We start from the raw sequence: 24,092 nt of genomic DNA on the forward strand, positions 1-24,092 counted from the left end.
CCCCCCCCCCCCCCCCCCCCCCCCCGCCGGCGAGGAGGGTGCCCAGCAGCACGCCGAGCGCGCCGTCCTCGGCCACCCGTGCGACGCGGCGGGCCGCCGGGCGTGCGCCGAGCCGCCGGACCACACGGAGCATGAGGACGAGGGCGAGCAGCCACGGGACGACGTCGAGGCCCCCGGGGGCCAGGACGGCCAGGGGGAACCACAGCGCCAGCGCCAGCAGGGTCCCCGCGACCGCGCCCCGGATGCGGCGGTGCCGCGGCGACGCGCCCTGGCCCCGCCCCCACTGCCGCAGCACGTACATGCCGGTCAGCAGCCACAGCACCGGCCAGATCGCCGGGTGCAGCGGGGACAGTCCGAACACGCTCGCGCCAGGGCCGTGTCGGCCGTCGGCGGTGAGCGGGTACGCGCCGGCGTCGAGCGCGGCGAGCCCCGGGACGCGGCCGGCCAGACCGAGGCCCCACGCACCGGAGAGCACGAACAGCGCCCACACGACGGTCAGCAGCGCCTGGCCGCGTCGGTCCGCAGCGGTCGGTGAGCCGGCCGGCTCCTCGGGCGGAGCGGGGGTGTAGCCGGGGATCAGGGGCAGGGCGCCCGTGACCGGCCCCGCCGGGGAGTGGGCGATGGCCTCGGCCCGGACGGCCTGCGCCTTCGTGGAGAGTCGCTGCCGCCGCCGCCACTCGGGCAGGGCCACCCGGGCTCGGGCGAACAGCTCCTCATCGGTGAGCCGCTCCTCCGGGTCGGACAGCAGCGGCCGGTCGGCGGCGGCCGGGAAGACCTCGGGGCCCTCGAGCTCGCGCGCGGCCCGGGCGAGCGCGCGGGACTCCCGCTCCTCGTGCTCGCGGCGGCGGCGGGCGGCGTCCTCCGCCGCGCGGCGCTCGGCCTCCCGGGCGCGGTCCTCGAGGAGCCGGGCCTGGGCGAGGGCGCGTTCGGCGTGCAGCACGGTGTGGGCGCGGACGCGTGCGGCCTGGCGACGACGTCGCTCGGCCTCGCGGCGGGCGGCCTCCTCCGCCTCGCGACGGCGCCGCTCGGCCTCCTCGGCCCGACGGCGCCGCTCGGCCTCGACGCGTTCGGCCTCGAGGCGACGGCGTTCGGCCTCGGCCGCCTGCCGACGGCGCTCCGCCTCCGCCTCCGCCTCGAGCCGCAGCCGCTCCCGCTCGGCGAGCGCGGCCTCCTCGCGGGCCCGCCGCTCCGCCTGCACGCGGGCGCGCTCGGCGGCGACCTCCGCCTCCCGGCGGCGCCGTTCCTCCCGCTCCCGGCGGCGGGCCTCCGCCTCGGCGGCGGCACGGGCCTTCTCCTCGGCCGCCACCCGACGGCGCCGCTCGGCTTCACGCCGACGGCGCTGCTTCTCCTCCTCGCGGCGGCGGCGGGCCACCCGCGCGGCTTGGGCCCGGCGGGCCTCCTCGTCGAGGCGGGCCCGCCGGCGCTCCTCGGCCGCAGTGCGGCGGCGTGCGGCATCCGCGGCCTTCTCCGGGTCCCGCCCCGGGGCGGGGAGGATGCGCTCGACCGTGCCGACGAGCGGATCGGCGAAACGGGCGAGGTCCGGGCTACCGAGGCGGTCCAGGATCTCGCTGAGGTCGCGGCGTGGGCGCTGCTGGGCGGGAGCGCCCGGGGTGCGCAGACGGTCCATGGCGCGGTGCACATCCACGCGGCGGTCCTCGCGCACGCGGCGCTCGGCGGCGGTCTCGGGTCGGCCCGAGCGCAGGGCGCGCTCGTGACGGCGCAGATCGCGGCGGGAGATCTCCCCGGGCGCGGCCAGGGCGCGGCGAGGGCGCGCGGCGGGAGCACGCGTCGCGTCGTCGTCGGGACGGGGCGCCGAGGCGCCCCGGAGGCGCTCGAGGGCGGCGCGGGACTCGGAGGACGCGTCCTGCATGCTCACCCCTTCCGGCCCCGGCGACGGTGGGCCATGATCCCCGCGATCATCAACCCTGCAAGGGTACCGAACACCACGCCGACCACCGCGGACGCCCACCACGGCAGGCCGGTGGCCCGGCCGGTGAGCCAGCCGAGCCCCACCATGGACCCGGACCACGCGAGCGAGCCCGCCCCGGACAGCCACAGGAACACGGGCCAGCGGATCCCGCCGATCCCGGCCGCCGCCATCGACGCCGTCCGTCCGCCCGAGACGAACCGCAGCACGGACAGCCCCGCCAGGCTGCCCGCCGGGCCCACCCGCACCAGCAGAGTCCGGATCCCCCGGTGGATCCGCCGCCACCACGCCCAGCGGTCCAGGCGGTCGGCGAGGCCGTGGCGGAACAGCGCGTAGAGGCCGACGTCCCCGGCCCAGCAGCCCAGCCACGCCGCCAGCACCGCGGCCACGGGGGAGACCCGGCCCTCGGCCGCGAGCGCCCCCGAGCCGATGACCACCACCTCCGACGGGACGGGCGGGATCGGGGCGTCCAGGGCCACGAGGAGCGCGGTGAGCGGGTGGAACCACGCTCCGAGCGCGTCCATCAGGGCGGCCGGGTCCCCGCCCGTCACCGCGGTCGCTCCTGCAGCTCGGCGGGGGAGGTGAACTCCCGCTCCTCGCCCGTCACCGGGTCCGTGAAGCGCAGCGACCGGGAGAGCAGCTGCAGGGGCCGTGCGACGTCGTCCGGGGCGAGGTCGAGCAGGTCCGGGTAGAACGGGTCGAACGCGATGCCCAGGCCCAGGGCGGCCAGGTGGATGCGCAGCTGGTGGGTGCGCCCCGTGCGCGGGGTGAGCCGCAGGTGCGCCACCCGCCGGCCGGCCAGCGTCCCGGCGGAGACGCCGACGCCCAGCAGCTCCACGCGGGACTCCGCGTTCGCCCCGGCGTGGGGCCGGTTCGAGCGCCGGGTCCGGACGGGGGCGCCCGCGCGCCGCCCGGAGGCCGCCGGCGGGATCTCCTCCACCACGGAGCGCAGGACCCCCTTGTCCTTGCGGATCCGGCTGCGCACCGTCAGCGGGAACCGCCCCAGGACGGGGTCGGTCGGGGCGCCGGGGCCGCGGGCGCCGTCGTCGGGGGCCTCCGGCAGGAGCACCACGGCCTCGTAGGTCTTGGCCACGGCCCGCCGCTCGAAGAGCAGGTGGTAGGCGCCGCGGGTGGCCGGGTTCGCGGAGAACATCACGACGCCGGCCGTCGCCCGGTCGAGCCGGTGCAGGGGCACGAGGTCGTCGAGGCCGAGCTCGTTGCGCAGCCGCACGAGCGCGGTCTCCTGGACGAAGCGGCCGCCCGGGGTGGTGGGCAGGAAGTGCGGCTTGTGGATGACCACGAGGTGCTCGTCGCGGTGCAGGAGCGTGTGCGTCACGGGCAGCGGGGTCTCGTCGGGGACGTCCCGGTAGTACCAGAGGTCGTCGTGGACGCCCAGCGGCGTCGTCGGCGTCAGTGCGGTGCCGTCCGCCGCCACGACCTCGCCGCGGGCGAAGCGCGCGCGGATGCCCTCCGGGTCCACGTGACCGAACCGGTGGAGCACGTAGTCCTGCGCGGTGGGCCAGCCGGAGGCGGGCAGGCGCAGGCGCGTGGCGTTGACGCCGTTGCGCGGGGGGAGGGGAGAGGGGACGGCCACGGGTCCATCCTCCCAGCCCGGTGCGGCTGCGTCCGACCGGCGCCGCTCAGTCCGACCGGCCGGGCCGGCCGGAGCCGGTGGTCTCGTCCTCGGCCGGGCCGCGGTCCTGCGGGGTGAGCACCACGACCTCCTCGGCCGGCGCGGCGCGCCCCGTCACCTCGCGCGCCGGGACCGCCCCGCCGACGTCGACCACCACGGTGTCCAGCACCGCGCCCGCGGGGACCTCGCAGTCGCCGAGCAGGAGGCTGCCGCGCACCGTGGCGCCTGCCGCCACGACCACCCCGGGGCCGACCACGCTGTCCGAGACCTCGCCCTCGATCCGGCAGCCCGGGCTGAGCAGCGAGCCGGAGACGCGGGCGTCCGGGGCCACCCACGCCGGCGGCGCCTGGTGGGGGTTGGTGATCAGCGGCCAGCCCTCGGCGGCGACGTCCAGGCCGGTGCCCTCGAGGATCTCCCGGTGGGCGCGGACGTACGCGTCCAGGGTGCCGATGTCCCGCCAGTACCCGACGAGGCGGTGCTCCCGCACGCGCCCCCGCGCCACGAACGCCGGGATGATGCTCTCCCCGTAGTCGCCGAGGGAGGAGCCCACGGGGTCGCCGTCCTCATCGGTCTCACCCTCGTCCTTGGTGGCCGCCTCGTCCTCGCCCGCCACGAGATCGCCGACCACCTCGGAGAGCGCGGCGACGTCGAACACGAACACCTCGGTGGCCACGAGCGTGCCCGCCGGGTCCTCCGGTTTGTAGGCGTAGTCGGTGACGGCGCCGTCGTCGTCCACCTGCACGACGCCGAAGCGCGAGGGGTCCTCGTCCGTCTCGGTGGTGACCACGGTGAGCTCGGCGCCGGAGCGGGCGTGCTCGGCCAGCACGGGGCGCAGGTCCAGCTGGTACAGGTGGTCCGCGGAGAGCACGACGACGGTCTCGGCGCCGAACTGCTCCAGCAGCGGCAGCTGCTGGGCGATCGCGTGGCCGTTGCCGCGGGCGAAGCCCTCCTCGGCACGGCCCTGCGCGGGAGGCAGGAGCCGCAGGCCGTGGCGGGTGCCGTCGAGATCCCACGGCCGGCCGCCGGCCAGGTGCTGGTTGAGCGTGAAGAGGCGGTACTGCTCCACGACCCACACGTCCCGCAGGCGCGAGTGGGCCAGGTTGGACAGGACGACGTCGATCAGCCGGTACTGGCCCGCCAGCGGCACCATCGGCTTGGCGCGGGCCGCGGTGAGCGGCATGAGGCGGCCGCCGGTGCCGCCGGCCAGCACGAGCGCGACGACGGCGCCCTCCGGGTCCTTGGGGAACGGGTCGGCCATGGCTCCTCCTCGGGTCGGGGGCGGGTTCAGCGTAGGGAGCGGGGAGGACACGCGGCCACCGTTCGGGCGCGTCCGGGTCAGCGCTGGCAGTGCGGACACCACCACAGCCGCCGCGCGTCGTCCTCGGGGGAGCCGTAGTCCTCCTGGCGGACGGGGCCGCGGCAGCGCAGGCACGGGGTGCGGTCGTGCCCGTAGACCCAGTACGACGGCGTCCCCCCGCCACGCGCGCCGGGCGTCCGGCCGGGTGCCGTGTCGGGTGACGGACCGGCCGGGACCAGCACCTCGACCCCGAAGGGTCGCGCCGGGTTCGGACGCACGCCCGTGGTCCGGCGCCGGGCGCCCGCGGCGGGGGCGGCGGGCGGGACGTTGGCGCGCAGCAGGTCCCGGGCGAGCAGCACGAGTCCGGCGACGTCCTCGACCTCGCCGATCGGCCGGTGCGGGTCGATGCCGGCCAGCAGGAGGGTCTCGCAGCGGTAGATGTTGCCGATCCCGGAGACGAGCCGCTGGTCGAGCAGGGCCAGGCCGACCGGCCGCTCGGGCCGGGCCGTGAGCCGCCGCATGCCCTCGGCGAGCAGCGCGGCGCCGTCGTCGGGCGTGTCCCAGGCCGGGTCCAGCAGGTCGGGGCCGAGGTGGCCGAGGACGGCGGCCTCGTCGGCGGTGGGCACGAGGGTGAGCAGGCCCAGCTGGGCGCCGAGCACGCGGTGCTCCGCCGTCTCCAGCACCGCCCGCACCTGCCAGGCGGGGGCACCCCACCGCGCGTCGAGGGCGGAGACGAGCCAGCGCCCCTCCATCTTCAGGTGCGAGATCAGGGTGAGCGGCCGGGCCCCGGGGCGGGCTGCGGGCGGGGTCAGCCGCATCAGCAGGTACTTGGCGCGCGGCAGGACCTCGGCCACCGTCCAGCCGGTCAGGTCCGCGGTGGCGTGGCGGGGCACGCGCAGATCCGCGTGCGTCAGGGGCCGGCCCTCGAGCACGGGGCGGAGCCGATGCGCGACGCGGACGAGGGAGTCGCCTTCAGGCACGGGCCGTCACCGGCTCAGGCCGCGTTGAGCTGCCAGGTCACGCCGAAGCGGTCCCCGACCCACGCGAAGCGGCGGGAGAAGCCGTAGTCGTCGGGCGGCATGTAGTCACGGCCACCGCCGGCGAGGAGCGCGTCGTGGACCGCGTCCACCGCGGTGGCGTCCGGCAGCTCGACGAACAGGCTGATGGCCGGGGTGAATGTGAACCCGTGCGGGGTGAAGGAGTCGAAGAAGCGCAGCCGCTGGCCGGCGATCTCGAGCTCGCCGTGCAGGACCTTGCCCGCCCATGCGGCGCCGCGCGGGGAGGAGTCGTCGAAGAGGTCCCGGCGGACCTCGGTGACCGGCAGGTGCTCCACGAACGCAGTGAGGTAGGCGTCCATGGCCGCACCGGCGTCACCCTCGAACAGGAGGAACGGGGTGACGGAGGGGTCCGAGGGGTGCGGCAGGGAGTCCTCGAGGGCCTCGGGGGCGGGGGACGTGCCCGTGGGGGCGGTGCCCACGTCCTCGGGCGGGGCGGCGTCGATGCTCATGGGCCGAACCTACCCCCGGGCCCCGCCTCCGCGACAGGGCCACCCCCGGGCAACGCGGGTTGAGTTGTCGCGGGTGTTCGACGGCGGGACCCGTGACAACTCAACCCGCGTTGCGGACGGGCGGACGGACGTGGGTTCTCAGTTCCGGAACCGGATGCCCGACGGGCTTGAGTAGAACCCCGCGGCCAGCAGCGCCTCGGCCAGCGGCGTGCCGAGCACGGGCCCGCCGTTGACCTTCTCCAGGCTCAACCGCTCGGTCCGGCCGGTCCGCAGCGCCCACACAAGCGCCTCCGCCGCGGCCCGCAGCTCGCCCGGATCCTCCGTGAACGCGAGCAGCGTGCGCCCGCCGCGCTCCATGTAGAGGGCCAGCCGCCCCGCGATCAGCACGACGACGGCGCCCGCCTTCCGGCCCGGGCGATGGCCCGTGGGCACGACGCCGTCCGGCCCGGCCGGCACGGACGGCCAGTCCAGCGCGGCGCCGTAGGGGTTCGCCGGATCCGTCGCGGCCAGGGCGAGGGCGAGCGGGGCGGCGTCGACGGCGGCGTCCTCCTCGTCCCGCTGGAACCCGCGCAGCCGATCCACGACGGCGCCGGTGGAGAACTGCGCGCCGCCCAGCCCGTCGACGAAGTGGCCGCGGCGCACCTGGCCCGCGTCCTCCATCCGGGTGAGCAGCCGGTACTGCCCCGCGAAGCCGCCGGGGACCTCCTCGGCCACCACGGAGCCGCGCGTGATCACGCCGTACCGGTCCAGCAGCAGCTCGGCGGTGGCGTGGGCGCGGATCGTGGGGTCCTGCTCGGCGGCGGGCAGCAGGGACCAGCGGCCGGCCGAGCGGGCCTGTTCGGCGGCCGAGAGCCCGACGGTCCCCGCCGTGAGGCCGGCCGAGCCCCGGGCGCCGCCCTCGGGCGAGGTGAGCCCCGCGTACCGGCCCCGCCCGCGCACCCCGGCCAGCCGCCCGCCGAGCCCGCGCCCGGCCGCCGCCCCCGCGGCCCCGCCCGTCCGCGCGGTGCGGGCCCGCGGCGTCTGCCGGCCGGTGCGGTGCGCGGTCTTGCCGAGCGAGAGCAGGCCGCGGACGGGGGCGAACGTGTCGTTGCCGACCCGGCCGTCCCACACCAGGCCCCACAGCGCGCCCAGCACCGCGGGGCCGCGGGCCAGGTCGGCCGGGTCGCGGTGCGGGTCGGGGCCGCCCGCCCCGCCTGCGCCACCCGCGTCGCCGTCGTCGCCCGCCGCCTGCGCCGCCCGCACCCGCTCCACGAGCTGGGGGAAGAACCAGGCCCCGCCGCCGGCGAGCACCTCGAGCACGGCCGCGCGCAGGGCGGCGTCGGCCGGTGTCTCCTCCGCGGGCTCGGGCAGGCGCAGCGTGAGGTCCACGGCGTCGGCGGGGTGCAGGGCCACCCAGCCGTCGTTGCCGGTGGCCTCCCCGACGCCCGACCACACGTACTCGCCCGTGGCCAGCAGCTCGTCGAGCAGGGCGGGGGCGTAGTCCCGCACGCGGGCGGGCAGCACGAGGGATTCCCACGCGCTCGCGGGCAGGGGCGTGCCGGCCAGCTGGTCCAGGACGGTGGCCACCCCGTCCACGCCCTCGAGCGTGGCCGGCGGCCGCCAGGCCCCGTCGCGCCCCGTCCGCGGCCGCAGGTGCTGCCAGTCGGCGAGGAACCGGGCGTAGGCGGCCTGGTCCACCGGCTCGACCTCGGCGCGCAGCGCGGCGAGGGAGCGCATGCGGATCCGCCGCAGCACCTCGGCGTCGCACCACTCGGCGTCCAGGCCGGTGGCCCCGGGAGTGCCGTCCGGCCGGAACGCGCCCGTGCTCACGCGGCGCTCGGTGGCCAGGCGCTGCAGCACCGAGAGCACGACGGCGCCCCCCAGCCCCAGCGCGGCCCCCGCCTCGGCGGCGGTGAAGGGGCCGTGGGTGCGGGCGTAGCGGCCCACGAGGTCCCCGAGCGGGTCGTCGACCGGGTCGAGGAATGCGGTGGGCACTCCGTGCGGGATCGGCGTGCCGAGCGCGTCCCGCAGGCGGGCGGCGTCCTCGACGGCGGCGAACCGCTCGACCCCGTCCTGGCGCAGGCGGAACGCGCGGCCGGCGCGCTCGAGCTCCGCCAGCATGCCGGCGACGGCGGCCTCGTCCGCGGCCTCCTCCGCCTCCCCCTCGGCCCGTGTGCGCCGCGCGGCCTCCGCCACGGACAGCGGCCCCAGCAGGCGCAGCAGGTCCGCCACGCCCTCGACCCCGCGGGCGCGCCGGTCGGGCGCGAGCCGCTGCAGCTGGGCCTCGACCTCGGCGATGACCCCGGCGTCCAGCAGCTCGCGCAGCTCCTCCGTGCCCAGCAGCTCGGACAGCAGCGCCGGGTCGAGGGAGAGCGCGGCGGCGCGGCGCTCGGCCAGCGGGGAGTCGCCCTCGTAGATGAACTGGGCGATGTAGCCGAACAGGATGGACTGGCTGAACGGCGAGGGCGCCGTCGTCGTGACCTCCACGAGCCGGACGGCCCGTGAGGACACCCGCCCCGCGAGCTCCTTGAGCGCCGGGAGGTCGTAGACGTCCTGGAGCACCTCGCGCACGGTCTCCAGGATCACGGGGAACCGCGGGTGCTTCCGTGCCACGTCCAGCAGCTGCGCGGACCGCTGCCGCTGCTGCCACAGGGGGGTCCGTCGCCCGGGGTCACGGCGCGGCAGCAGCAGGGACCGGGCCGCGTTCTCCCGGAACCGGGCCGCGAACAGCGCGGACCCGCCGACTTCCGCCGTGACGATCTCGTCCAGCTCCTCGGCCGTGAACTCGAACAGTTCCGCGCCCGGCGGCTCCGCGTCCATCAGCGGGATGCGCAGCACGATCCCGTCGTCGGCCGCCATCGCCGCGCCCGAGCCGGTCTCCAGCCCGTACCGCTGCGCCAGCCGCGCCCCCACCGCGAGCGCCCACGGGGCGTGCACCGCCATGCCGTAGGGGGAGTGCAGCACCACGCGCCAGTCGCCGAGCTCGTCCGTGAACCGCTCCACCACGAGCGTCTGCTCGGTGGGCAGCACCCCGGTGGCCTCGCGCTGGTCCTTCAGGTAGGCCAGCAGGTTGTCCTGCGCCCACGGGTCCAGGCCCGCGGCGGCCAGGCGGGTGCGGCCGGCCTCGGGGTCCGCGTCCAGCTCGCGGCGGAAGCGCCCGACGGCGTCGCCCAGCTCCGCCGGCCGGCCCGCGGCGTCGCCCCGCCAGAACGGGAGCTTGCCGGGCTGCCCGTACGCGGGCAGCACCAGGACGCGGTCCGCGGTGATGTCCACGATGCGCCAGCTCGTGGCGCCCAGCAGGATGACGTCCCCCACGCGGGACTCGTAGACCATCTCCTCGTCGAGCTCGCCGACCCGGCGTCCGCCGGAGCGGGCCGAGCCCGCGGACGCGGTGCCCGCCGACTCGGCCGTGTCCCCGGCCGCCGCGCCGCCGGGGGTGCCGTCCGCGCCGCCGTCGGAGGCCAGGAACACCCCGAACAGGCCGCGGTCCGGGATGGTGCCGCCCGAGGTGACCGCGAGGCGCTGGGCGCCGGGGCGGGCGGCGAGCGTGCCGTTCTCCCGGTCCCACAGGATGCGCGGGCGCAGCTCGGCGAACTCGTCCGAGGGGTAGCGGCCGGCCAGCAGGTCGAGCACGGACTCGTAGGCGGAGAACGGCAGCGTCGCGAACGGCGCGGACCGGCGCACGAGGTCGAACCACCCCTGTGCGTCCAGGTCCGCGACGGCGACGGCGGCCACGGTCTGCTGGGCGAGGATGTCCAGCGGGTTGGCGGGGATCCGCAGCGACTCGATGCGCCCGGCCGTCATGCGCTCGGCCACGACGGCGGTGTCCACGAGGTCGCCCCGGTGCTTGGGGAAGAACACGCCCCGGGAGACCTCGCCCACCTGGTGGCCGGCGCGGCCCACGCGCTGCAGACCGGAGGCCACCGAGGGCGGCGACTCGACCTGGATCACCTGGTCCACCGCGCCCATGTCGATGCCCAGCTCCAGCGAGCTCGTGGCCACGACGCAGCGGATCTGGCCGGTCTTCAGCGCCTCCTCGACGATGGCGCGCTGCTCCTTGGACACGGAGCCGTGGTGGGCGCGGGCGAAGTCGGAGACGGTGCCCGATCCCGTGCCGGTCTGCCCGGCCACCTGGGCGGGGCCGTGGAAGCCGGTCGGGTCCGGTGTGCGGAAGCCGGGGACGGCGTCCGGGTGCTCGGCCGCGGCGGCCGCCTCGGCGCGGGCCTCCCAGATCTCGTTGAGCCGGCCGGTGAGGCGCTCGGCCAGGCGCCGGGAGTTGGCGAACACGAGCGTGGAACGCCGCTCGGCCACCAGGTCCACGATCCGCTCCTCGACGTGCGGCCAGATGGACCCGCCCGTCACCGCGCCCTCGTCGCCGAGCCCGCCCGTCGAGGAGCCGGGCCCCAGGTCGTGGGCTGCGGCGGGGGAGGAGAGGTCCGTCAGGTCCGGCACCGGCACCGTGACCGTCAGGTCCCAGCGCTTGGCCGAGGCGGGCCGCACCACCGTCACCGGCTGCGTGCCGCCGAGGAACCGGGCCACCTCGGCGGCCGGCTCGACCGTGGCGGACAGGCCGATCCGCTGCACCGGCGTGTCCAGCAGGGCGTCCAGGCGCTCGAGGGAGACGGCCAGGTGGGCGCCGCGCTTGGTCCCGGCCACGGCGTGCACCTCGTCCACGATCACCGTGCGGACCCCGGCCAGCGCCGCTCGGGCCTGCGAGGTGAGCATGAGGTACAGCGACTCGGGCGTGGTGATGAGGATGTCCGGCGGATCCTGCTGCAGGCGCCGCCGCTCGGCCGCCGGGGTGTCCCCGGAGCGCACACCCACCCGCACGCGCGGCACGGGCCTGCCCTGGTGCGCGGCGGTCTGCGTGATGCCCACCAGCGGGGCCCGCAGGTTCCGCTCCACATCCACGCCGAGCGCCTTCAGCGGCGAGACGTAGAGGACGCGGGTGGCCGCCGTCCCCTCGGTGGCGGGCTCGCGCACGAACGAGTCGAGCGCCCAGAGGAAGGAGGAGAGGGTCTTGCCCGAGCCAGTCGGCGCGATCACCAACGCGTGCCGCCCCGAGGAGATCGCGTCCCACGCGCCGAGCTGGGCCGGCGTCGGGGCCTCGAACGCGCCCGTGAACCAGGCGCGCGTGGGCTCGGTGAACCGGCCCAGGACGACGTCGGCCGCGGGCGTGGCCGTGCCCGCTGCGGTCTCCGCGGGCCCGCTCATGCGTGGTGGTACGGTCGGCCGGCGGAGATCTCCTGGGCGCGGTAGACCTGCTCCGCCAGGATCAGCCGCACGAGCTGGTGCGGGAAGACGAGCGGGGACAGGGACCAGACGCGGTCCGCGCGGGCGTGGACCCGGGCGTCCACCCCGTACGCGCCTCCGATCACCATCGTCACCGGGGCACCGACGTCGAACCGGCCCTGCAGGTGCCGCGCCAGGCCCGGCGAGTCGAACGCCGTCCCCCGCTCGTCCAGCAGGATCAGGTGCTCGTCCGCGCCGACCGCGCCCAGGATCCGGTCCGACTCCTCCGTGCGCGCCGCCTCCTCCTGCCGCGCGGAGTGCGGCAGCAGACGCCACGAGAGGTCGTAGGGCCTCTTGAGGCGCCGCTCGTAGCGGTCGATCCCGTCGACGACCCACGCCTCATGCTTCTTGCCGATGGCCAGCACCCGAACAGACATGGCCCCATGATCGCACCGGCGGCGGACAGGGTACGGGGGTCGGCCCCCGCCGCTCGGCTACGCTCGCCGGGGCGGGGTGCCTGGCTCCGCACCGGAAGGGGGCCCATGACGTCGACCGCACGGTCCGCGCGGGTGTCCCGCCGCGCCGCGCTCGGCCTCGGGGTCGGCGCCCTCGCGGTGGGCGGGGTGGCCGTCGTCGCCGACCTGGTCGGCGCGCCCGCCGGGCCGCTGGGCGCCAACGCGCCGGCCCTGTACGACATGCGCAGCTCCACCGGGCACACGTACGCGGCCCTGCCCGGGCGCGCCGGACGCATCGACGTGTACCGGCCGCCGGGCCAGGGCCCGTTCCCGGTCCTCGTGTGGAACGCGGGCTCCGGCTGGCGCAGCGATCGCGGCTACAGCGACGGTGTCGACGTCGCCCGCGGCCTGGTCCCGCACGGCTACGCCGTCGCCGCGTTCTCGGTGCGCAGCTCCAAGCAGGGCACGTTCCCCGCCCAGGTGGAGGACGCGACGGCGGCGGTCCGCTGGGTGCGGCGCAACGCCCCGGGCCTGCAGCTGGACGCGGGGCGGGTGGCCGTGGCCGGCTCGTCGTCGGGCGGTTGGAACGCCCTCATGGCCGGCCTCACGGGCGGACAGGACCTGGACCGCGAGCAGGTGCCGCTGCCCGGCCGGGAGGTGCCCGACGGCGGCCACGCGATCCCGGAGGAGGACCGCGTCCACGCGATCGTGGACTTCTTCGGCCCCACGGACTTCCTGACGATGAACCGCCAGATGCTCCCGGGCGCGTGCGCGGACTACAACCGCGCGAACCGGCTGAAGCACTGCCACCTCGACGACCGCAGCACCAAGTCGGACATGCTGGGGGTGCCGGTCCTGGCCTCGGGCGGCCTGACCCGGCTGGCCTCCCCGATCGCGCACCTGCGCCCGGACTCGCCGCCCCTGCTGGTCGTCCACGGGCGCAAGGACGTCACGGTGCCGTGGGGGCAGAGCCTCGAGCTGTACCGGGCCGCCGAGGCCGCCGGACTGCGCACCGCGTTCTACTCGGTGGCCGAGGGTGGCCACGACCTGGGCATGATGACCGCGAAGACCCGCAGCGCGGAGGTGCTCCGCAACGGTGTGCCGGCCAGCGCCGTGCACGCCTCCATCTCGTGGTCCGCGGTGGCCTCGTTCCTGGACGCCGTCCTGCCGCGCTGAGGCGGCGGCCGGACCCGCCCCGGCATGGCGAAAGCCCGGGAGCGCAGGGCTCCCGGGCTTCACATCTGGCGGTGACGGTGGGATTTGAACCCACGGTACGGGGTTACCGTACACAGCATTTCGAGTGCTGCACCTTCGGCCGCTCGGACACGTCACCAGACCAGAACACCCTACCCGAGCCGTGGCGGCGCGCCCAAACCGGCCGCCCGCCGTCGTCGGGCACGGGCGCGTTCAGTCGCGCTGTGCCGCGAAGAACCCCCGCAGCAGCGCCGCGCTCTCCTCGGAACGGACGCCGGCGCGGACCTGCACCTGGTGGTTGAAGCGGGGGTCGCGGACCACATCCAGCACCGAGCCGCACGCGCCCGCCTTCGGGTCCCACGCCCCGAATACGACGCGCGGGATGCGGGCCAGCAGCAGCGCACCGGCGCACATGGGGCAGGGCTCGAGGGTCACCACGAGGGTGCAGTCCGTCAGGCGCCAGCCGTCGCCCGCCCCGGCGGCGGCCCGCAGCTCCGCTCCGCGGCGCAGCGCGAGGACCTCGGCGTGGGCGGTGGGGTCGTGGTGCTGCTCCCGCTCGTTCCCGACGACGGCCAGGACGGTCCCGTCGCCGGCCACGAGTGCGGCGCCGATCGGCACGTCGCCGGCCGCCCCGGCCGCGCGGGCGGCCCGGAGGGCCAGGCCCATCCACGCGTGCTCCTGCTCGGCCGTGGGCGCGGGGGAGGGGACGGGGGCGGACACGCGGCCAGCCTAGCGGCGGTGTCGGCGCCCCCGCGGGCACGGGGACGGGCGGAGGGGCGCGCGTGGGCGGTACCGTGGGCGCCATGCGCGTCCACATCGTCGACCACCCGCTCGTGGCCCACAAGCTCAGCGTCCTGCGGGACAAGAAGACCCCGTCCATGATCTTCCGGCAGCTCACGGAGGAGCTTGTGATGCTGCTCGCCTACGAGGCGACGCGCGACGTGGCCATGGAGGAGGTGCGGATCGAGACCCCGGTGACCGAGACCACCGGCTTCCGGCTGGCCCGCCCGCGTCCGCTGGTCGTGCCGATCCTGCGCGCGGGGCTCGGGATGCTGGAGGGGATGACCAAGATGGCGCCGTCCGCCGAGGTCGGGTTCCTCGGCATGGCCCGCAATGAGGAGACGCTGGACATCGTCACCTACGCGGAGCGGCTGCCCGCCGACCTGTCCGGGCGTCACGTGTTCGTCCTGGACCCCATGCTGGCCACGGGAGGCACGCTGATCGAGGCCATCCGCTTCCTCTACCAGCGCGGCGCGGCGCGGGTCACCTGCCTCTGCCTGCTCGGAGCGCCCGAGGGCATCGAGCGGTTGGAGGCCTCGCTGGGCGACGTCGAGGTGGACCTGTACCTGGCCGCCGTCGACGAGCGCCTGGACGAGCGGTCCTACATCGTCCCCGGCCTCGGTGACGCCGGCGACCGGCTCTACGGCCTGGCGGAATGACCTGATCGGACCTCCGCGTCCGCCACGAGACGACCACGGCCCCCGCCCCCACCCGGCGGGGGCCGTGGTCGTCTCACGGGAGCGTCTCCGGCGGGGGCGTCAAGCGGGGCCGTGAATGTGTCGTCCATCTAGTGGACGTCACGACCTGCTGTGACCCGTCATCATGGCGTCACATGGAAAACCTGGAAGTCGCCTGCATAAATATTCCGCATACTCGCTCGTCCTGCGCCGCGCCCTGCCCTGTTGAACAATGAAAGAGTCGCGCGGGCGAGCCGACCGGCCGCGCGACGCTATTCCGATCCGCGAATAGTGATGTTGAGCACATTCAGAACTCTTTCTCTCAAATAGTGAGACAAAAGCGCGAACGTTACTTGCCAGTCCCCTCGGTGAAGTCACATTCTTGTCATGTGACGCCTCGTCCGCCGCATCGACCGAGCGGTGGAGGGGCCATGAGCCGAAAGAGGAGTGGTGGCCATGGGTCAGTCCGCCGGATACGTGCACATCTCCGTCCGCAACGCGCAGCGCCGGGCCGACGGCATGTCCCGCCGAGGCCAGGCCCGCGCAGGCCTGCGGCTGGCAGGTGGCACCGACGCCCCCGACTCCCAGACGGCACCGACGCCGGTCCTGGCGCCGAACGGCATCCCGGGTCCCCAGGCGGTGGCCCGGGAGAACGAGGCCCGCGGGTTCGTCATCTACGTGGGCATGGACGAGCTGGCCGCCTCGGCCGCCGGCACCTCCCTCACGCGGCTGGCCAACGAGCTGCGCCACTACGTGGAGTCCCTCGTCCCCGGGGCGGAGTCGCACGCCGCCGTCGCCCTGGCCCCCGCCGGGGCCGAGGGCCGCGACCTCGAGGTCGTGCGCCAGGTGCTCGGCGATCCGACCGTGCAGGGCGGTGCCAGTCCCGACCTGGCACAGGCGCCGGCCCCCGTGTCCACGCGCCAGCCCGGTGTGCTGATCGACCTGTCCCGGCGCGAGGTGCAGCTGGACGGCGAGTCGCTGAACCTCACCTTCAAGGAGTTCGAGCTCCTGAACTACCTCGTGGAGAACGGTGAGCGCACCGTCGGCCGCGAGGAGCTGCTCGACGCCCTGTGGCGCAACGCCGACGAGGTGCCCAACGAGCGCACCATCGACGTGCACATCCGCCGATTGCGCGCCAAGCTCGGCCGCCTCGCGAACACCGTGCGCACCGTGCGCGGCCAGGGCTACCGCTTCTACCGCCACCCCGAGGTGGTCGTGTGGGCGGCGCCGGAGTACTGCATCTGACCTGCGCCCGCCCGTGTCCGGCGACGGCCCCCGCTCACCCGAGCGGGGGCCGTCGCCGTAGCCTGGCCGCATGAGCACCGCCGACGCGAAGACCCTGATCGTCCTCCGGCACGCCAAGGCCGGCTGGCCCGACGCGGCCGACGACCATGCCCGCCCGCTCGCCGAGCGAGGCCACGCCCAGGCGCCCGCCGCCGGCGACTGGCTCCGCGAGCACGACCTCGTCCCGGACGCCGTCGTGTGCTCCGATGCGCTGCGCACCCGTCAGACGTGCGTGTGGGTGTGCGAGCGCCTGGGCGAGCTGGCACCCACGCCCTACCTGGACCCGCGGCTCTACGGCGCCGACGCGGCGCGGGCCCTGGCCGTCGTCAACGAGACGGAGGAGACCACGCGACGGCTGCTGGTGGTGGGCCACATGCCGTGGGTGCAGGAGCTGGGCATGCGGCTGATGAGCCTGGACTCGGACCAGGATGCGGCGCTGCGCATGAGCGAGCACTACCCGACGCTCGGGATGCAGGTGTTCCGGGTGGAGAAGCCGTGGGCCGAGCTCGACGGCCGCGACGCCGCCCTGACGCACTTCGTGGTTCCGGGGCGCTGACCTCCGCGGCGGCGCGCGTGGCAGAGGCGCGCCGACATGACGAAGGCCCCGCTCCAGCAGGAGCGGGGCCTTCCGATCGTGCGCCCAAAGGGATTCGAACCCCTGACCTTCTGTTCCGTAGACAGACGCTCTATCCAGCTGAGCTATGGGCGCATCATCCGATCCGCCGGAGCGGCTCGAACTCGTAGAACACTACAGGACCTCTCCGGCGAAGTGCAAATCGACGGTCTGCGGTGGTCTGAGTCGGGGGTGTGGCGGGGGCGCGGCCATGATAGCCGGGCTCGGGTACCATGGCAGGACCGTGCGGCCACAACGATGTGGTGCGCGCTTCGGCGGTGCACGCATCGGAGTGGACGGGACGGAACGGCCCCGGACCCCAATGGGAGGACTCTCCACCATGGCTGACAACGCCACCACCTCGTTCGCGGATCGCGCCCTGGCGGACGCGCCCACGGACTACGCCCAGCTGCGCGAGTGGGTCGCTCAGATCGCAGAGCTGACGCAGCCGGACTCCGTCCAGTGGGTCGACGGCTCCGAGGAGGAGCGCGACCGTCTCGCGGACGAGCTCGTGGCGGCGGGCACCCTGACCCGCCTGGCCGAGGACAAGTTCCCCCACTCCTTCGCCGCGTTCTCCGATCCCGCCGACGTCGCCCGTGTGGAGGACCGCACCTTCATCTGCTCCGAGAAGGAGGAGGACGCCGGCTTCACCAACAACTGGATGGACCCGGCGAAGATGCACGGGATCCTCGACGACGCGTTCACCGGCGCCATGCGCGGCCGCACCATGTACGTGATCCCGTTCGTGATGGGCCACCTCGACGCCGAGGACCCGAAGTACGGCGTGGAGATCACCGACTCCGCCTACGTGGTCCTGTCGATGCGCATCATGGCCCGCATCGGCCAGGACGTGCTGGACAAGATGTCCCGCGAGCAGGCCTTCTACGTGCCGGCCGTGCACTCCGTGGGCGCCCCGCTGGAGCCGGGCGAGCAGGACGTGCCGTGGCCGTGCAACGAGACCAAGTGGATCGTGCACTTCCCCGAGGAGCGCTCCATCTGGTCCTTCGGCTCCGGCTACGGCGGCAACGCCCTGCTCGGCAAGAAGTGCTACGCGCTGCGCATCGCCTCCGTGATGGCCCGGGACGAGGCCTGGCTCGCCGAGCACATGCTGATCCTCAAGCTGACCAACCCCGAGGGCCGGTCCTACCACATCACCGGCGCCTTCCCCTCGGCCTGCGGCAAGACCAACCTCGCCCTCATCGACCCCACGATCGAGGGCTGGAAGGCCGAGACCCTGGGCGACGACATCACCTGGATCCGCGCCGGCAAGGACGGCGAGTTCCGCGTGATCAACCCGGAGACCGGCTACTTCGGCGTCGCCCCCGGCACCGGCTGGTCCACCAACCCGAACGCCATGCGCGCGATCTCCAAGGGCAACTCCATCTTCACCAACGTCGCCCTCACCGACGACGGCGGCGTGTGGTGGGAGGGCATGACGGACGAGGTCCCCGAGCACCTCACCGACTGGCGCGGCAACGACTGGACGCCCGAGTCCGGCACCCCGGCCGCCCACCCGAACTCCCGGTTCTGCACGCCCATCGAGCAGACGGACATGCTGGCCGACGAGTACCGCGACCCGCGGGGCGTGAAGCTGGACGCCATCCTGTTCGGCGGCCGCCGCAAGACCACCGTGCCGCTGGTGACCGAGGCCTTCGACTGGGAGGACGGCATCCTCAAGGGCGCCACCCTCTCCTCGGAGACCACCGCGGCCGCCGCCGGCGCCGTGGGCGTCGTGCGCCGCGACCCGATGGCCATGCTGCCGTTCCTCGGCTACGACGCCGGCGACTACCTGGCCCATTGGGTCAGGGAGTCCGGCAAGGCCGACCCGGAGAAGCTGCCGCGCATCTACCTGGTCAACTGGTTCCGCCGCAACCGCGACGGCGGCTTCGCCTGGCCCGGCTTCGGCGAGAACTCCCGCGTCCTGAAGTGGGTCGTGGAGCGCCTCGAGGGCAAGGCCGAGGCCGAGGAGACCCCGATCGGCCTCGTGCCGGCCGCGGGCTCGCTCGACCTGTCCGGCCTCGAGGTGTCGGCCGAGGACCTCGAGGACGCCCTCAAGGTCGACGCCGCGGAATGGGCCGAGGAGAACGAGCTCATCGAGGAGTGGCTCGGCCGGTTCGGCGAGTCCCTGCCGCAGGCCATCCGCGACCGCTTCGAGGCCCAGAAGCGGCGGTTCGCCCAGGCCTGACCGGCCCGGCCGACCACGACGGCCCCCCACCTCCGCGCTGAGGTGGGGGGCCGTCGTCGCGCCCGGGGTGACGCCGGGGTGGGTGAGCCGTCTCCCACTGCCGCCGGATTTCCTGCGCTCTTGCTCTGACGTGGACGTCCTCTCAGAATCTCGTTCGGTTTCCTCCCAGGAAACGAGGCGTATAAATGGGGTCTGCCGTGAGTTTGGTTGACATCTGATCTGTGGTCCCGGGAGGGACTGCTGGAAGGATGTCCTCATGCCCGCTGCATACCCCCGAGAGTTCCGCCAGGACGTGGTCGCGATCGCCCGTAAGGGTCAGATGCCGATCGCGCAGGTCGCGAAGGACTTCGGCATCGCCGCCTCCTGCCTACGGCGCTGGCTGGCCCAGGATGATGTCGAGGCCGGGATCCGGCCCGGCATCACCAAGGCTGAGAACGAGGAGTTGAAGGCTCTCAAGCGCCGCAACCGTGAATTGGAGATGGAGAACGAGGTCCTACGCCGCGCCGCCGCGTATCTGTCGCAGGCGAACCTGAAGTTGGGCCAGTCCCCACAATGAGCTATCCCGTCGTGAAGGACCTGGCCCGCGACGGGATTCCCGTGAAACTCTCCTGCCGGGTCCTCGGGTTCTCCCGTCAGGCCTACTACCAGTGGCTGGCCGAACCTGTCAGCGAGCGGGAATGGTCCGACGCGCATGCCGCCAACGCCGTCCTCGATGCCCATGCCGATGACCCGGAGTTCGGATACCGGTTCCTGGCTGATGAGCTCCGCGGCCGTGGCTTGTCCGTGTCGGACCATCAGGTGTTGAAGGCCTGTCGGCTCGTGAAGGTCCGCTGCTGCCACTGGTTCCGTCGCGGCTCGGGCAAGCGTCCTGGCCCTGCCGTTCATGATGATCTGGTTCGTCGTGAGTTCCGCGCTGAGAAGCCGAACCAGCTGTGGCTCACGGACATCTCGGAGCATTGGGCCGGGGATTCCAAGCTCTATCTCTGCGCGGTCAAGGACGTGTTCTCGAACCGGATCGTGGGCTACTCGATCGATCGGCGGATGAGCTCGCAGCTGGCTGTGGATGCCCTGCAGATGGCTCTGGCCCGGCGTGGAGGCAAGGCCGAGGTGCAGGGTTGCCGGGTGCATTCGGATCGAGGATCGCAATTTCGAGCCAGACGATTCGTGGAGACGCTGCGGGTCAACGGCCTGGTCGGGTCGATGGGCCGGGTCGGTGCTGCTGGGGACAACGCGGCGATGGAATCCTTCTTCGCGCTGTTGCAGAAGAACGTGCTGAACCGGCGGCGCTGGCAGTCCTTCGACCAGCTCCGGCTCGCGATCGTGAGCTGGATCGAGCGGACCTATCACCGCCGTCGTAGGCAGGCCCGTCTCGGGAAGCTCACCCCTGTCGAGTTCGAGATGGTTCAATCAGTCCAGGCGGCTGCCGCCGCCTGATAACTCGTGTCAACCAAACTCATGGCAGACCCATGTGCCCGTACGTGGGCCGTTCCGACCCCGCCGGGCACACCTCATGAAGGAGCACACATGCATCTGCAGCCCAAGGACCTCGAGAAGCTCCTGGTGGTGGTGGCCGCCGACCTGGCGCGCCGTCGCCAGCAGCGCGGCCTCAAGCTGAACCATCCGGAGGCGATCGCGATCATCACCTATGAGCTGATGGAGGGCGCGCGCGACGGCCGCAGCGTCGCCGACCTCATGAGCTGGGGCAGCACCATCCTCACCGTCGACGACGTCCAGGAGGGCGTGGCCGACATGATCTCGATGGTCCAGGTCGAGGCGACCTTCCCCGACGGCACCAAGCTCGTCACCGTCCACGACCCCATCCGCTGAACCGGACCCAGGAGGAGACCATGAAGCCCGGAGAGTACGTCCTCGCCGACGCCCCCGTCGTCTGCAACCGCGGCCGCGAGGCTGTCGAGCTGTCCGTCACCAACCGGGGCGACCGCCCCGTGCAGGTCGGCTCGCACTTCCACTTCGCCGAGGCCAACCGCGCCCTCGACTTCGACCGTCAGGCCGCCCTCGGCTGCCGCCTGGACATCCCGGCCGGCACCGCCGTGCGGCTCGAGCCCGGCGACGAGACCACCGTCAAGCTCATCCCCCTCGGCGGCGACCGCGTCGTCTACGGCTTCCGGGACATGGTCGACGGTTCGCTCGACCCCCACGAGGCAGCCGGCCTCCACGCCGCGCCCGCCGCTCCCGCCATCCCGGCCCGTCACGAGTCCGCCGCGGGCGACGCCCCGTCGCCGCTGAAGGAACGCGCCGGCTTCGACAACGAGACCCGCTGAGTCCGCAGAGAGGACACACACCATGAGCTTCGAGATCAGCCGCGAGCAGTATGCGAGCCTCTACGGACCCACCACCGGCGACGCGATCCGCCTGGCGGACACCGAGCTGTTCGCCGTCGTCGAGGAGGACCTGACCACGCCCGGCGAGGAGGCCGTCTTCGGCGGCGGCAAGGTCATCCGCGACGGGATGGGCCAGAACAGCCAGCTCGTCCGCGACGTCGGCGTCCCCGACCTGGTGATCACCAACGTCGTGGTCATCGACTGGACCGGCATCTACAAGGCCGACATCGCCGTGCGCGACGCGCACATCGTGGCCATCGGCAAGGCCGGCAACCCACACACCATGGACGGCGTAGACATCGTGATCGGGGTGGCCACCGACGTCATCTCCGGCGAGGGCAAGATCCTCACCGCCGGCGGCATCGATACCCACGTGCACTTCATCAGCCCGGACCAGATCGAGACCGCGCTCTCCTCCGGTCTGACCACCATGATCGGCGGCGGCACCGGTCCCTCCGAGTCGTCGAAGGCCACCACCATCACCCCCGGCGAGTGGAACATCCACACCATGCTCCGCTCGTTCGAGCACTGGCCCATGAACTTCGGCCTGCTCGGCAAGGGCCACGGCTCCTCCATCTCCCCGATGGCCGAGCAGATCCGTGCCGGCGCCATCGGCCTGAAGGTCCACGAGGACTGGGGCGCCACGCCGTCGTCCATCAACACCGCCCTGCAGGTGGCGGACGAGTACGACGTCCAGGTGGCCATCCACACGGACACCCTCAACGAGTCCGGCTTCGTGGAGGACACCCGCGCCGCGATCGACGGCCGCGTGATCCACACGTTCCACACCGAGGGCGCCGGCGGCGGCCACGCCCCGGACATCATCGAGCTGGCGCAGTACCCGAACATCCTGCCCGCCTCCACCAACCCGACCCTGCCGTACACGACGAACACGGTCGAGGAGCATGTGGACATGCTCATGGTGGCGCATCACCTGAACGCGGACCTGCCGGAGGACGTGGCCTTCGCTGACTCCCGCATCCGCCAGGAGACCATCGCGGCCGAGGACGTCCTGCAGGACATGGGCATCTTCTCCATGACCTCCTCCGACTCCCAGGCGATGGGCCGCGTCGGCGAGGTGCTGATCCGCACGTGGCAGGTCGCGGACTCCATGAAGCGTCAGCGCGGCCCGCTGCCCGAGGACGAGGGCACCGCGGGGGACAACCACCGCATCAAGCGCTACGTGTCGAAGTACACCATCAACCCCGCCATCGCCCACGGCATCGCCGACTCGGTCGGATCCGTAGAGGTCGGCAAGTTCGCCGACCTCGTGCTGTGGGAGCCGCAGTTCTTCGGGGTGAAGCCGGACCTGGTCATCAAGGGCGGGCAGATGGTCTACGGGGTCGTGGGCGACCCCAACGGCTCCATCCCGACGCCACAGCCCCGCTGGTACCGCAGGTCATTCGGCGCGTACGGCCAGGCCGTGCACACCTCTGCCATCACCTTCATGTCCGAGGCGTCCATCTGGGCCGGCGTGCCGCGCGCCCTGGGGCTGCAGAAGACCATCCGCGCCGTGCACGGCATCCGCGACCTCACCAAGGCGGACATGCGCCACAACGGCGAGACGCCCCGCCTCGAGGTGGACCCGGAGACGTACGAGGTCCGCGTGGACGGGGAGCCCGTCACGTGCGAGCCGCAGGACGTCCTGCCCATGGCCCAGCGCTACTTCCTGTTCTGAGAGAGGGGACCGCATGATCGTCACCGAGATCCTCGGCAACGTCCACGACGACGCCGGCGCCGCCCTAGTGGGCGACCGCCACCGGGAGCAGGTGCACCTCGAGGGCTCCGCCCTCGTCAAGCGCATCCAGCGGCTGCGCACCGACCACGGCAACGAGTACGGGCTGCGTCTGCCCGCCGGGTCCCCGGACCTGCGGGACGGCGACATCCTGACCGTGGACGACGAGGGCGAGCGCGGCAACGCCGTGATCGTGCGCGTGCTGTCCACGGACGTGCTGGTGATCTCGGCGCGATCGCTGCGCGAGATGGCGTTCGTGGCGCACAGCCTGGGCAACCGGCACCTGCCGGCCCAGTTCTTCGACGCGGACGGGCCCTTCGGCCGGGACGCGATGGTGGTGCAGTACGACCACACCGTCGAGGACTTCCTGCGCGCCCACGACGTGCCCCACGAGCGGCAGGAACGCGTCATGGACGTGCCCTTCCGCCATGCCGAGCACACCCACTGACATGGCCGGGACCACCCCCACGGCGACGCCGGGCGTCCCGTCCGGCGTCGCCCTCCTGGGGATGCTGCAGCTGACGGACTCCGCGCTGCCCACGGGCGCCTTCAGCCACTCCCTGGGCCTGGAGACCTACATGAGCGACGGCCGGGTCGAGGGCGAGGAGGACTTCGCCGCCTGGCTGGAGATGTTCGTGGAGCAGCAGCTCACGTTCACGGACGCGCTGGCGGTCCGCCTGGTCTACGCGGCGGAGGACTTCGACTCCGTCGCGGACCTGGACGAGCTCGTCACCGCGCAGGCGCTCCCCGCCCAGATCCGCGAGGCGGGGCGCACGATGGGGCGGCGACTGCTGCGCATCGGCGCCCCCGCCTACCCGGGGGACTGGGTCCGCCGCTACCACGAGGGGGTCGAGGCGGGCACGCTCGACGCCCACCAGGCCCTCGTCTGGGGCGTCATCGCCCGGGAGATCGGGGTGCCCGTCGAGGAGGCGGTGGCCGCGCACCTGTACGCCTCCGTCATGTCGCTGACGCAGAACGCCGTCCGCGGCATCCCGCTGGGCCAGGACGCGGGCCAGCGGGTCGTCCGCCGGGCCCAGGAGTGGGTCCTGCGGGCCGTCGAGGTCTCCCGTGGCCTCCACCCCGACGACCTCGGGGCCATCGCCCCGGGGCTGGAGATCGCCCAGATGCGGCACGAGCGGCAGCGCGCCCGCATGTTCATGAGCTGAGCGGCCCGCGCACCGCACCGGGGGGGGGGGGGGGGGGGGGGGGGGGGGGGGGGGGGGGGGGGGGCCGGCGGGGGGGGGGGGGGGGG

Annotated in this window: 20 protein-coding genes and 2 tRNA genes; 11 read left to right on the plus strand and 11 right to left on the minus strand. The window is 74.1% G+C overall.

Annotation, left to right across the window (positions count from 1 at the left end):
• The 8 genes from ACFI33_RS10535 to ACFI33_RS10570 form a co-directional block, all read right to left on the minus strand.
• A partial coding sequence (locus tag ACFI33_RS10535; RefSeq protein ID WP_462624001.1) for a hypothetical protein occupies positions 1 to 1,870 on the minus strand: 1,870 nt, incomplete at its 3' end.
• 2 nt (positions 1,871 to 1,872) lie between these two features.
• A complete protein-coding gene (locus tag ACFI33_RS10540; RefSeq protein WP_036339851.1) occupies positions 1,873 to 2,478 on the minus strand; it encodes a DedA family protein in 606 nt (201 codons plus the stop codon).
• Positions 2,475 to 3,521 carry a pseudouridine synthase gene (locus ACFI33_RS10545; protein WP_036339848.1) on the minus strand — a complete coding sequence of 349 codons (1,047 nt, stop codon included), beginning with the start codon at positions 3,519 to 3,521 and terminating at the stop codon, positions 2,475 to 2,477. The genes ACFI33_RS10540 and ACFI33_RS10545 overlap by 4 nt, the downstream gene beginning before the upstream one ends.
• A gap of 46 nt (positions 3,522 to 3,567) precedes the next feature.
• Entirely contained in the window at positions 3,568 to 4,818 is a 1,251-nt protein-coding gene (locus tag ACFI33_RS10550) for a glucose-1-phosphate adenylyltransferase family protein (RefSeq protein WP_462624002.1), read from the minus strand.
• Positions 4,819 to 4,895: 77 nt separating this feature from the next.
• The gene (locus ACFI33_RS10555; RefSeq protein ID WP_041102847.1) at positions 4,896 to 5,837 is read right to left on the minus strand and encodes a DNA-formamidopyrimidine glycosylase family protein; all 942 of its coding nucleotides are present in this window, start codon (positions 5,835 to 5,837) and stop codon (positions 4,896 to 4,898) included.
• Positions 5,838 to 5,851: 14 nt separating this feature from the next.
• Positions 5,852 to 6,364 (minus strand): VOC family protein, encoded by a 513-nt coding sequence (locus ACFI33_RS10560; protein WP_336646945.1) that lies wholly within the window; start codon positions 6,362 to 6,364, stop codon positions 5,852 to 5,854.
• Between the two features lie 138 nt (positions 6,365 to 6,502).
• Complete coding sequence (locus ACFI33_RS10565; protein ID WP_462624003.1) at positions 6,503 to 11,557, minus strand: ATP-dependent helicase; 5,055 nt, start codon at positions 11,555 to 11,557, stop codon at positions 6,503 to 6,505.
• Positions 11,554 to 12,012 (minus strand): 23S rRNA (pseudouridine(1915)-N(3))-methyltransferase RlmH, encoded by a 459-nt coding sequence (locus ACFI33_RS10570; RefSeq protein WP_174233347.1) that lies wholly within the window; start codon positions 12,010 to 12,012, stop codon positions 11,554 to 11,556. The genes ACFI33_RS10565 and ACFI33_RS10570 overlap by 4 nt, the downstream gene beginning before the upstream one ends.
• Before the next feature lie 105 nt (positions 12,013 to 12,117).
• Between ACFI33_RS10570 and ACFI33_RS10575 the strand changes: the two genes are divergently transcribed.
• On the plus strand, positions 12,118 to 13,206 hold the full coding sequence (locus ACFI33_RS10575; protein ID WP_336575008.1) for an alpha/beta hydrolase: 1,089 nt from the start codon (positions 12,118 to 12,120) through the stop codon (positions 13,204 to 13,206).
• A gap of 66 nt (positions 13,207 to 13,272) precedes the next feature.
• Here the strand turns inward: ACFI33_RS10575 and ACFI33_RS10580 are convergent.
• Together ACFI33_RS10580 and ACFI33_RS10585 are read right to left on the minus strand one after the other, a co-directional pair.
• Positions 13,273 to 13,363, minus strand: a tRNA-Ser gene (locus ACFI33_RS10580).
• Between the two features lie 74 nt (positions 13,364 to 13,437).
• A complete protein-coding gene (locus ACFI33_RS10585; RefSeq protein ID WP_002854128.1) occupies positions 13,438 to 13,944 on the minus strand; it encodes a nucleoside deaminase in 507 nt (168 codons plus the stop codon).
• An 83-nt stretch (positions 13,945 to 14,027) separates the two neighbouring features.
• Between ACFI33_RS10585 and upp the strand changes: the two genes are divergently transcribed.
• From upp to ACFI33_RS10600, 3 genes are all read left to right on the plus strand, one after another.
• The gene (upp, locus tag ACFI33_RS10590; RefSeq protein ID WP_010079486.1) at positions 14,028 to 14,663 is read left to right on the plus strand and encodes a uracil phosphoribosyltransferase; all 636 of its coding nucleotides are present in this window, start codon (positions 14,028 to 14,030) and stop codon (positions 14,661 to 14,663) included.
• 474 nt (positions 14,664 to 15,137) lie between these two features.
• Positions 15,138 to 15,926 carry a winged helix-turn-helix domain-containing protein gene (locus ACFI33_RS10595; protein WP_036341497.1) on the plus strand — a complete coding sequence of 263 codons (789 nt, stop codon included), beginning with the start codon at positions 15,138 to 15,140 and terminating at the stop codon, positions 15,924 to 15,926.
• A gap of 70 nt (positions 15,927 to 15,996) precedes the next feature.
• The gene (locus ACFI33_RS10600) at positions 15,997 to 16,521 is read left to right on the plus strand and encodes a SixA phosphatase family protein (RefSeq protein ID WP_002854135.1); all 525 of its coding nucleotides are present in this window, start codon (positions 15,997 to 15,999) and stop codon (positions 16,519 to 16,521) included.
• 79 nt (positions 16,522 to 16,600) lie between these two features.
• Here ACFI33_RS10600 and ACFI33_RS10605 read toward each other — a convergent pair.
• Positions 16,601 to 16,674, minus strand: a tRNA-Arg gene (locus ACFI33_RS10605).
• Between the two features lie 244 nt (positions 16,675 to 16,918).
• Between ACFI33_RS10605 and ACFI33_RS10610 the strand changes: the two genes are divergently transcribed.
• From ACFI33_RS10610 to ACFI33_RS10640, 7 genes are all read left to right on the plus strand, one after another.
• Positions 16,919 to 18,763, plus strand: a complete 1,845-nt coding sequence (locus ACFI33_RS10610) for a phosphoenolpyruvate carboxykinase (GTP) (RefSeq protein ID WP_036339834.1) — start codon at positions 16,919 to 16,921, stop codon at positions 18,761 to 18,763.
• A gap of 256 nt (positions 18,764 to 19,019) precedes the next feature.
• A protein-coding gene (locus ACFI33_RS10615) for an IS3 family transposase (RefSeq protein WP_370450142.1) occupies positions 19,020 to 20,197 on the plus strand; the annotation gives its coding sequence in 2 pieces (ribosomal slippage) (positions 19,020 to 19,280 and positions 19,283 to 20,197; 1,176 coding nt in all).
• 90 nt (positions 20,198 to 20,287) lie between these two features.
• Positions 20,288 to 20,590, plus strand: a complete 303-nt coding sequence (locus ACFI33_RS10620) for an urease subunit gamma (protein ID WP_002854142.1) — start codon at positions 20,288 to 20,290, stop codon at positions 20,588 to 20,590.
• 20 nt (positions 20,591 to 20,610) lie between these two features.
• Complete coding sequence (locus ACFI33_RS10625; protein ID WP_010079478.1) at positions 20,611 to 21,045, plus strand: urease subunit beta; 435 nt, start codon at positions 20,611 to 20,613, stop codon at positions 21,043 to 21,045.
• Positions 21,046 to 21,067: 22 nt separating this feature from the next.
• The gene (gene ureC / locus ACFI33_RS10630; RefSeq protein WP_087113711.1) at positions 21,068 to 22,783 is read left to right on the plus strand and encodes an urease subunit alpha; all 1,716 of its coding nucleotides are present in this window, start codon (positions 21,068 to 21,070) and stop codon (positions 22,781 to 22,783) included.
• A 13-nt stretch (positions 22,784 to 22,796) separates the two neighbouring features.
• Positions 22,797 to 23,288: an urease accessory protein UreE gene (ureE, locus tag ACFI33_RS10635; RefSeq protein WP_002854147.1), complete on the plus strand. Its 492-nt coding sequence runs from the start codon at positions 22,797 to 22,799 to the stop codon at positions 23,286 to 23,288.
• 1 nt (position 23,289) lies between these two features.
• The gene (locus ACFI33_RS10640) at positions 23,290 to 24,006 is read left to right on the plus strand and encodes an urease accessory protein UreF (RefSeq protein ID WP_036339822.1); all 717 of its coding nucleotides are present in this window, start codon (positions 23,290 to 23,292) and stop codon (positions 24,004 to 24,006) included.
• Positions 24,007 to 24,092 lie beyond the last annotated feature (86 nt).

It is taken from the genome of Micrococcus sp. PSi08, assembly GCF_054960655.1.

Bases quoted from the DNA above. Each gene is read 5' to 3' on its own strand.
- ACFI33_RS10550 (WP_462624002.1), bottom strand. From the start codon at position 4,818: ATGGCCGACCCGTTCCCCAAGGACCCGGAGGGCGCCGTCGTCGCGCTC.
- ACFI33_RS10560 (WP_336646945.1), bottom strand. From the start codon at position 6,364: ATGAGCATCGACGCCGCCCCGCCCGAGGACGTGGGCACCGCCCCCACG.
- ACFI33_RS10565 (WP_462624003.1), bottom strand. From the start codon at position 11,557: ATGAGCGGGCCCGCGGAGACCGCAGCGGGCACGGCCACGCCCGCGGCC.
- ACFI33_RS10570 (WP_174233347.1), bottom strand. From the start codon at position 12,012: ATGTCTGTTCGGGTGCTGGCCATCGGCAAGAAGCATGAGGCGTGGGTC.
- ACFI33_RS10575 (WP_336575008.1), top strand. From the start codon at position 12,118: ATGACGTCGACCGCACGGTCCGCGCGGGTGTCCCGCCGCGCCGCGCTC.
- upp (WP_010079486.1), top strand. From the start codon at position 14,028: ATGCGCGTCCACATCGTCGACCACCCGCTCGTGGCCCACAAGCTCAGC.
- ACFI33_RS10595 (WP_036341497.1), top strand. From the start codon at position 15,138: ATGGGTCAGTCCGCCGGATACGTGCACATCTCCGTCCGCAACGCGCAG.
- ACFI33_RS10600 (WP_002854135.1), top strand. From the start codon at position 15,997: ATGAGCACCGCCGACGCGAAGACCCTGATCGTCCTCCGGCACGCCAAG.
- ACFI33_RS10610 (WP_036339834.1), top strand. From the start codon at position 16,919: ATGGCTGACAACGCCACCACCTCGTTCGCGGATCGCGCCCTGGCGGAC.
- ACFI33_RS10620 (WP_002854142.1), top strand. From the start codon at position 20,288: ATGCATCTGCAGCCCAAGGACCTCGAGAAGCTCCTGGTGGTGGTGGCC.
- ACFI33_RS10625 (WP_010079478.1), top strand. From the start codon at position 20,611: ATGAAGCCCGGAGAGTACGTCCTCGCCGACGCCCCCGTCGTCTGCAAC.
- ureC (WP_087113711.1), top strand. From the start codon at position 21,068: ATGAGCTTCGAGATCAGCCGCGAGCAGTATGCGAGCCTCTACGGACCC.
- ureE (WP_002854147.1), top strand. From the start codon at position 22,797: ATGATCGTCACCGAGATCCTCGGCAACGTCCACGACGACGCCGGCGCC.
- ACFI33_RS10640 (WP_036339822.1), top strand. From the start codon at position 23,290: ATGGCCGGGACCACCCCCACGGCGACGCCGGGCGTCCCGTCCGGCGTC.